The sequence below is a fragment of the Pedobacter sp. UBA5917 genome, assembly GCF_002432345.1.
Taxonomy (GTDB): Bacteria; Bacteroidota; Bacteroidia; order Sphingobacteriales; family Sphingobacteriaceae; genus Pedobacter.
In genome coordinates this window covers 24,449-31,415 of record NZ_DJDT01000003.1, presented here as the reverse complement: position 1 = coordinate 31,415, position 6,967 = coordinate 24,449, and the positions used below count along the sequence as shown (strand labels likewise).

The 6,967-nt window shown below is 39.4% G+C and carries 4 protein-coding genes; 2 read left to right on the top strand and 2 right to left on the bottom strand.

From position 1 onward, the window contains the following. Window positions 1-366 precede the first annotated feature (366 nt). Window positions 367-969, top strand: coding sequence for an outer membrane beta-barrel protein (locus B2V92_RS00280; RefSeq protein WP_293303763.1), 603 nt, complete (start codon window positions 367-369; stop codon window positions 967-969). Between the two features lie 81 nt (window positions 970-1,050). Here B2V92_RS00280 and B2V92_RS00275 read toward each other — a convergent pair whose 3' ends face one another. Together B2V92_RS00275 and B2V92_RS00270 are read right to left on the bottom strand one after the other, a co-directional pair. Then, entirely contained in the window at window positions 1,051-2,703 is a 1,653-nt protein-coding gene (locus B2V92_RS00275; protein ID WP_293303761.1) for a M28 family metallopeptidase, read from the bottom strand. Between the two features lie 216 nt (window positions 2,704-2,919). Beyond that, window positions 2,920-5,751, bottom strand: coding sequence for a S8 family serine peptidase (locus B2V92_RS00270; RefSeq protein WP_293303759.1), 2,832 nt, complete (start codon window positions 5,749-5,751; stop codon window positions 2,920-2,922). 122 nt (window positions 5,752-5,873) lie between these two features. Here B2V92_RS00270 and B2V92_RS00265 point away from each other — a divergent pair, with 122 nt between their 5' ends. After that, window positions 5,874-6,710, top strand: a complete 837-nt coding sequence (locus B2V92_RS00265) for a M57 family metalloprotease (RefSeq protein ID WP_293303757.1) — start codon at window positions 5,874-5,876, stop codon at window positions 6,708-6,710. Window positions 6,711-6,967: the final 257 nt, after the last annotated feature.

Genomic DNA, 6,967 nt, shown 5'->3' with positions numbered 1-6,967 from the left:
GCCCCGCGGCATAGGAGCGAAAGAAAAACTTTACATTAATTTCCAAATGATAATCCGTACCAAAACTACGCCATAACCTGCCATTTCTGCTACATAAAAATCTGACATTTATACAAAAAAAGTCAGATTGTCAATTTGTCATGCCTAAAAAATTAATCAATCGATTAACTTTTGGTCACACGAAAATAATATTGACTTAACATTAAATTTACATCTGATTGTGGGATAAGCAGTTGACCAAAAACTGATTTTTTGATGACGTAGGCAATGTTTTTTGGCACAAGTGTTGACTTTTAGGCGAATATAGTCAGATATTAAAATAGTAAAAATTGACTATATTTTAATAACAAATAAATAATAAAAAAGATGAAAAAACTATTATTATCTTTAGTAGCAGTAGCAGGTTTAGTTTATGGTGCAAAAGCACAAACTGAAAAAGGAAATTTTATGTTAGGTGGTAATGTAGGTGTTAACTCTACAAAAGTTGATGGCGCTCCAAAAGCAGATTTCAACTTTAGCGTATTACCAAGTGTTGGATATTTTATCAGCAATAATTTTGCAATTGGTACTGGTGTTGGTTACGAATACGATAAAAAAGTAAGCAACAGAACACAAAACGGTGCATTTAAAGTTGCTCCTTTTGGTCGTTACTATGTTGGTTTATCAGATCAATTTAAATTCTTCGGACAATTATCTGTGCCTTTGGCTTTCGGTACTTTAAAAACTACTGATGCAAACGGAGATAACTCAGTTAAAACAGGTACTACCACCAAAATCGGTGTAGAAGTTGCTCCAGGTTTTGCTTTCTTCCCAACCAAAAAAATCGGTATCGAACTTTCGGTTAAAGGTTTAAGCTACGACAACTATAGCGTTAAATCTGAAGCAACAGGCGCTAAAGTTAAAAGCAATACTTTTGGCTTAAATGCTGATACTTTTGCACCAAGATTAGGTGTTCAGTTCTACTTTTAATTAAGTATCCGAAAGGAAAAAACTTAATAAATGACTTTTTTTCAAGGAGCGTCCCGGTTATAAATCGGGACGCTTTTTGTTTTATTTCTGCTCTCTGATGGCCTTAAATTCGGATCCATCTTTCCATTTCGGGAACGAATCTTCGTTACTGATGCGGTAACCCATATCAAAAAGCATACGCACATCTTCTACGATACCCGATAAATCCCAGGTTTTGGCATCAAAATTATCCTGCGGCGAATGGTAACGAAATTTGGTAAAATCGGCCACCTGTTTCAATCCCCATGCTCTTCCATTTTTAATATTATCTACACCCGAGCCGGTAAATAAGGATGGAACACCCACTTTTGCCAGGTTAAAATGATCAGAGCGGTAATATAAACCTGATGATGGAACGGGATCCGGCACAATTACCCTACCCTGCTTTTTGGCAGATTCGGCTGCATAATCTTCCAGTTCAGACTGGCCAAAACCGTATACTACAATATCTTTTGTTTTACCGGCAATACCCATCATATCCATGTTAATATTGGCTACAGTTTTTGTTAAAGGAAAAACAGGGTGTTTGGCGTAAAACTCAGAGCCCAGCAAACCTTGCTCTTCTGCTGTATAGGAAATAAATAAAATGGTGCGGCCGGGCGCTTTTGGCAGCTTTTTAAATGCTGAGGCAATTTCGAACAAAGCGGCAACACCCGTGGCATTATCAACAGCACCATTGTAGATCGAATCGCCCTGTATTTTCTCACCCACACCTAAATGATCCCAATGGGCCGAATAAATAATGGCTTCATCTTTACGTTTATCGCCGGTTATTTTAGCCAGCACATTATAGGTAACCGATTTTTTGATCGTATTTTTAACCTTTAATGAAGTGGTAATATTCAAATCAACCGCTTTAAAACCTTTTTTACGGGCACTCAATGCCAGTTGATCGAAAGATTTTCCATCCATTGCAAATAGATCTTTGGCTTTGTCCAAAGTAATCCACCCCTCAACCACTGCCCTGTTCATACCATTGTCTTCGCTCTGAAGTGTAAGTTTCGATTTCGACCAACCACTGCGCACAACCGTCCATGGGTAAGCTGCAGGTTCGGTATCATGCACAATAATAATCCCTGTAGCACCCTGCCTTGCTGCTTCTTCAAACTTATAGGTCCAGCGGCCATAATAAGTCATATTTTTTCCTTTAAACAAGGTAGAATCGGCAAAACCGGGATCGTTGATCAATACCACAACCGTTTTTCCTTTAACATCCAGATTGGCATAATCGTTCCAGCCATATTCGGGTGCCACAATACCATAACCTGCAAAAACCAAAGGCGAATTGCTGATACTTACTTCATTTTGAACCCTTCTGGTACCTGCCACAAAATCGGTTAAATAGTTTAAGGTTAGCGAAGCGGTTTTCCCTTTCAGTACCATTTTATCTTCAGGAACCGATTTAATCTCGACCATAGGCACTTCCTGAAAAAAACTATTTCCATTACCAGGTTCTAAACCCAATTTTTCGAACTGGGCTTTTAAGTAATTTATGGTTTTGGTTTCGCCATTTGTAAAGGGTTTTCGTCCTTCAAGGCTATCAGCTGCAATAACCGATAGATATTGCGTTAAACTCGAATCGTTAATGGCTTTAATCGCTAAAGAATCGGCACCGGTATCCGTACTTTTGGCACCTTGTTTACAGGAGCTGAAGAAAAGCAGCGCGCAACTGGAAAATAGTATGATTTTTTTCATTTATTATGGATTGGTTTAAATAATGGATCGTATTAGCTGAAAAATACAAAGAAAATGATAAATTATTATAGATAATTACAAAACGAACCCTCATCTCGACCGGAACGCAGTGAATTGGAGAGATCTATCTCGAGGCATATTTCCCGCTGATCACACGGATTTACGCAGAAATATTTCCATACAACCAATCTCTGCGTATCTAAATAGATCAGGAAATTACAGTTTCTTTTTAATTAGCTTAAATTTCTTTAACTGCTGACCGTTTTTAACAATAACGCCTATATACACACCTGTAGATAATGCACTAAGCGCAAACCTATTAGAACTGGTGGCTTTTTCTTCAAAAACTTTTTGACCTAAAATATTAAAGATCGACAAGCTATAATCTTCAAACGAGCCACTCAATACGGTTAAATAATCGCTCACCGGGTTTGGATAGAAAGAGAACTGATCTGCCTTGAGGAACACCACTGAAACCAAGTCGCTGTGCACCTGTCCGTTAGCCGTTTCGAAGGTTACGCGGTAAAACTGGATACCCTCTTTTGGTTTATCATCAAAAATGAAATAATCTAACTGATTTGTAACCGGTTTAGTCTGTTGTAAAACACTAAAGGTATTTACGCCTGTCTGTTTTTCCCAGACGATATTTTTCAAGTCTAAAGTGCTACCGATACTTAAATCTACCCTTACCTTATCATCATCGGCCAATGAAGCAAATAAACTCCTTACATAACAGGAAACGCCCTGTTGGGTATAATCGATGGTATAACTTTTTAAACCCGTAAAATCTACTCCATTGGCTGCCACAGCAAAATATTTACCGGTAATTTTACTGATATCGATTTTGGCAAGGGTATCGGCAAGGGTTAATACCGGCGTAAGCACATTATTTACAATGTTATAAAGTGTATAATCTTTGGCCCCTGGTTGAGGGTTCCAGCTCAGCACAACACCATCTGTACATACATAACCAACTTTCATCGTTCTGGGGCTCGAAATCACAAACGACTGGCTCAGTACCGTATTACCGGCAACTTCCATTTTAATGATGGCTTTTGAAAACCGATTAGGTGCAGTCCATTTATAAAAACCTTTAGCAAGATCAACATTCTGGGCGATAGGTTCCCATGTTGTTCCGCCATTATAGCTCACCGATAAATTTCCGTTGTTAGCGGCATAAGTATTCTCCCAACGGATGTAATTATCCTCATCAGCAAAAAAATACCCATTTTGATCGGGAGTGATAAATGAAAAGGTATTTTTAAGCGTATAATGATATGCCAGTGCAAAAGCCTGGTCGTTTCCCTGTGAAATGCGGTTACCTTTAACATGAATATGGTAAGTCCCTGCAGCAGGATTATCGAGTGTAACCTGTTGAACCGTGTTAATCTGATCAGCTTTACGTACGGCCGGTTTGGAAAGCGAATCTAAATTGGGATAATTACTTAACACCCACGGAAGCGTCAAATTTCCGGAGGGATTTTCGAGACTTAAATCCAATCCATTTACCAAACTCTGGGCAGCATTTACCGTTGCCGGCGGATCGTTCCAGGTAATGGTAAGTTTCAGTCCAGCCGCATTGGCCGGAATGGTTAAAGGCACAACCATATCCTGATTTTTTGCAACACGATAAATCGAAACCCGGTTTTCATCCAGCGTTTTTAAAGCCTGTGTTATATTTAGTTTACCATAACCATACAGAAAATCAACCTCAGGTGTACCTAAATCATCGGCGGAATTAATTAAAGTGGCACGGATAAGCGCTGATGATGGTGATTTTTTATATTTCTGTAGATAAAACTGTTCCAGCAAAGCGATCGATCCACTTGTAATGGCCGCAGAACCCGAAGTTCCATCTTCACCCAGGGCCACAAGCTCCGGTTTTACCCGCCCGTCGTAGGCAGGGCCTTTGCTGCTCAGGTTTTCGGAAACATTTTCCCTGTTAATCCCCCCTATTACCAATAAGTTTTTTGCCTGTTTAAAATTGCCTGTTAAATTCGCCCTGGCAGTCATTCCCTGATAAAACCCAACAGATGGTGTTGATGTACCTTTATTTCCGGCAGAAAAAACATGGATAAGTGTATCGGTTTCAAAAATCTGTTTGTCGTAAGCAGCGGCCTCTATCCCATAATCGTTATCGATATCGGTACCATACGAATGGTTCTGGATCCTGATCTGTAACCGGGCTAAATCACTGGCCAGATCGGGCATCAGGTTATCAAAATCAGAATAAGCCAGTTTAGCTTTCGGGGCAGCGCCCAGGCCCCTGATAAACGAATTGCCACTGCCTAATGCCAGGGTACCCATAGTAGTGGCATGACTGGTTGGCGTACCACCTATAACTGCTCTAGGGATTGTTTTCCCCAGGAGGTCGAGGTCGTTCTGATCGTACATCTTTTCTTTGAAGGATAGATTTATCCCTGTACCATCGATGCCTGGAAACAGCGTATGCGCATTGGAAATCTGGTTTAAACCCAGATCGAGGCCATTTATAACCAATTCTTCTTTAGCTACAGGTAAAACATCAGCATATAAAATGTCATCTTGCTCCAATAACAGCATTAAATCATCGGCCAAAATAGAAACGGTATAAATGTTATTCACTTTATCTACTGATCTGACAAGCAATTCCCTGGTAAGATCGGGCTGTTCGGTAATCTTTTTAAAAGCCAACCGAACCAGAATAGCATCACTCTTTTTACCTGTTTTATTTAGCACTTTCAACAGGCGATCGCTTACCTTCCACAATCCGTTGGCCTGTTCCTGATTTATTACGCTGCTGGAAAGATTTGAGAGGGCTGATTTTTGTACGATAAAGTAATCTCCCGCAAGCCTTTTTTTAGGATTTAACAACCTGATTTCTGTTGCATTTAGTACATGGTTAAACCTGACCAAAACAGATTGATCGCTTGTAATTTTCGAAAAACCCGGGTTTTTAGAAATATATTTTTCAAATTTTTTTTCTATTCCCTCAGGTTGTATCTGTGCGTTTAAACTGAATACAGACAGACAAAAACATATAACTAAAAATACAGTATTGACTTTCAAATATTATTTTATTATAAAATTTTGATTACATCGATTATCTTCCCTAAATTAGGATTTATTAGGTAATCCACAAACATTATTAACTAACTTATTCATTTAAAACAAAATCAAACCTAAACAAGATGAAAACATCCAAATTTTTATCGATTGCTACCGCATGTCTTTTATTCACAACTCTATACTCATGTAAGAGTAATAATACAGAGAATGCAGTAGAAAACAAAACTGATATTTCAGCAGAAAAATTATCACAGATCAAATCATTAGGCTTTAGTACAGATAATATCCGTAAGATCGACGAAGGATATCTGGTAGAAGGCGATATACTTTTAACAGACGATAATTTAACTGAACCTTCTACTGGTGCAAATTTAAATATTGCCGAAACCGAGCAGTACCGCACCACAAACGTTGTGAAATCGTTACCACGTGTAGTTACCGTATCAGTAACCAATTTACCACAGGTGTACAGTGATGCAGTAAACACCATGATTTCGAGATACAACTCACTGGGTTTACGCCTTACTTTTCAAAGGGCAAGTGCAGGTGCAAAAGGAAATATAGACATTGTTGGCTTTAACGAAGGTCCGAGCGGTGGCTTTATTACTTTAGGCTCTTCGGGCTTCCCTACGTCATCGGGCGCACCTTTTAACCAGGTAAGAATGAACACTAACCCTGCAGCTTACGGTACAAATCCTAATTTATTGTACCTGGCTTCAGTTCTTCAGCATGAGGTTGGCCATTGCATCGGTTTCCGTCATACCGATTATATGAACCGTGCTTTCAGTTGTGGTTCTAGCGGTGCAGGAAACGAAGGTCAATCGAACGTTGGCGCAGTAAGGATCCCAGGAACACCTTCTGCTCCTGATGCTGCTTCATTTATGTTGGCTTGCTCGAATGGTGGCAACCGCACTTTCAATGCAAACGATGTAATTGCAGTAAATTACCTGTATAAATAAGATCAAAACACCCAAGGATTACCTAAAAACCTAAGATCAAGGCCTCTCGATGTAAAAATCGGGAGGCTTTTTTGTTGGAGTATTCTAGGTATTTTTTTTGCCACGGATGCACGGATTGGCACAGAATTTTTATATCCAATCTACCCAAAACGAGGTTTTCCGTGTTAATCTGTGTCTCCGTGGCTGATTAATCTTTTTTGCCACGGATGCACGGATTGGCACGGAGTTTTTATATCCAAACTACCCAAAACGAGGTT